The organism is Microbacterium sp. SCPM-O-B-15248 (M128), from assembly GCF_058214835.1.
In genome coordinates this window covers 1-1,898 of record NZ_JBYQLI010000018.1, presented here as the reverse complement: position 1 = coordinate 1,898, position 1,898 = coordinate 1, and the positions used below count along the sequence as shown (strand labels likewise).

Annotated in this window: 1 rRNA gene; it reads left to right on the top strand. The window is 55.0% G+C overall.

What is annotated here, in order from left to right:
* Positions 1-256: 256 nt before the first annotated feature.
* A 16S ribosomal RNA gene (locus AC3E6M_RS17030) occupies positions 257-1,778 on the top strand.
* Positions 1,779-1,898: the final 120 nt, after the last annotated feature.

The following is a 1,898-nucleotide window of genomic DNA, read 5'->3' as shown; positions in this document are numbered from 1 at the left end:
TATAAGGTAGTGAAGTTGCCTCATGGTTACGGTCTTTTGGGCTGGTTCTGTGGGTGCGTCCGTTCCTTGAGAACTCAACAGCGTGCACTTGTCAAATGCCAATTTATTCCTCGTCGGTCTTCGGACTGCGAGAAATTCCTTTGGATCAAAGTCCAACCCTTTGGGGTTGGCATCTGGATAGTCAGTTTTGACTTCCTGTTTGGTCAGATTGAACTCGTCTGTCCCGACCTTATTCCGGTTGGGTGGGCATTTTTCTTTTACGGAGAGTTTGATCCTGGCTCAGGATGAACGCTGGCGGCGTGCTTAACACATGCAAGTCGAACGGTGAAGCCAAGCTTGCTTGGTGGATCAGTGGCGAACGGGTGAGTAACACGTGAGCAACCTGCCCTGGACTCTGGGATAAGCGCTGGAAACGGCGTCTAATACTGGATATGAGCTCCTATCGCATGGTGGGGGTTGGAAAGATTTTTCGGTCTGGGATGGGCTCGCGGCCTATCAGCTTGTTGGTGAGGTAATGGCTCACCAAGGCGTCGACGGGTAGCCGGCCTGAGAGGGTGACCGGCCACACTGGGACTGAGACACGGCCCAGACTCCTACGGGAGGCAGCAGTGGGGAATATTGCACAATGGGCGGAAGCCTGATGCAGCAACGCCGCGTGAGGGATGACGGCCTTCGGGTTGTAAACCTCTTTTAGCAGGGAAGAAGCGAGAGTGACGGTACCTGCAGAAAAAGCGCCGGCTAACTACGTGCCAGCAGCCGCGGTAATACGTAGGGCGCAAGCGTTATCCGGAATTATTGGGCGTAAAGAGCTCGTAGGCGGTTTGTCGCGTCTGCTGTGAAATCCCGAGGCTCAACCTCGGGCCTGCAGTGGGTACGGGCAGACTAGAGTGCGGTAGGGGAGATTGGAATTCCTGGTGTAGCGGTGGAATGCGCAGATATCAGGAGGAACACCGATGGCGAAGGCAGATCTCTGGGCCGTAACTGACGCTGAGGAGCGAAAGGGTGGGGAGCAAACAGGCTTAGATACCCTGGTAGTCCACCCCGTAAACGTTGGGAACTAGTTGTGGGGACCATTCCACGGTTTCCGTGACGCAGCTAACGCATTAAGTTCCCCGCCTGGGGAGTACGGCCGCAAGGCTAAAACTCAAAGGAATTGACGGGGACCCGCACAAGCGGCGGAGCATGCGGATTAATTCGATGCAACGCGAAGAACCTTACCAAGGCTTGACATATACGAGAACGGGCCAGAAATGGTCAACTCTTTGGACACTCGTAAACAGGTGGTGCATGGTTGTCGTCAGCTCGTGTCGTGAGATGTTGGGTTAAGTCCCGCAACGAGCGCAACCCTCGTTCTATGTTGCCAGCACGTAATGGTGGGAACTCATGGGATACTGCCGGGGTCAACTCGGAGGAAGGTGGGGATGACGTCAAATCATCATGCCCCTTATGTCTTGGGCTTCACGCATGCTACAATGGCCGGTACAAAGGGCTGCAATACCGTGAGGTGGAGCGAATCCCAAAAAGCCGGTCCCAGTTCGGATTGAGGTCTGCAACTCGACCTCATGAAGTCGGAGTCGCTAGTAATCGCAGATCAGCAACGCTGCGGTGAATACGTTCCCGGGTCTTGTACACACCGCCCGTCAAGTCATGAAAGTCGGTAACACCTGAAGCCGGTGGCCCAACCCTTGTGGAGGGAGCCGTCGAAGGTGGGATCGGTAATTAGGACTAAGTCGTAACAAGGTAGCCGTACCGGAAGGTGCGGCTGGATCACCTCCTTTCTAAGGAGCATCTGGCGTTCATGGTTTCGGCTGTGAGTGTCCAGGCGCCGGATCAGACCGAATGTGTCTGCCGGTAGCTCATGGGTGGAACATTTGACTTGGTGTCGGGGACGATGTTCT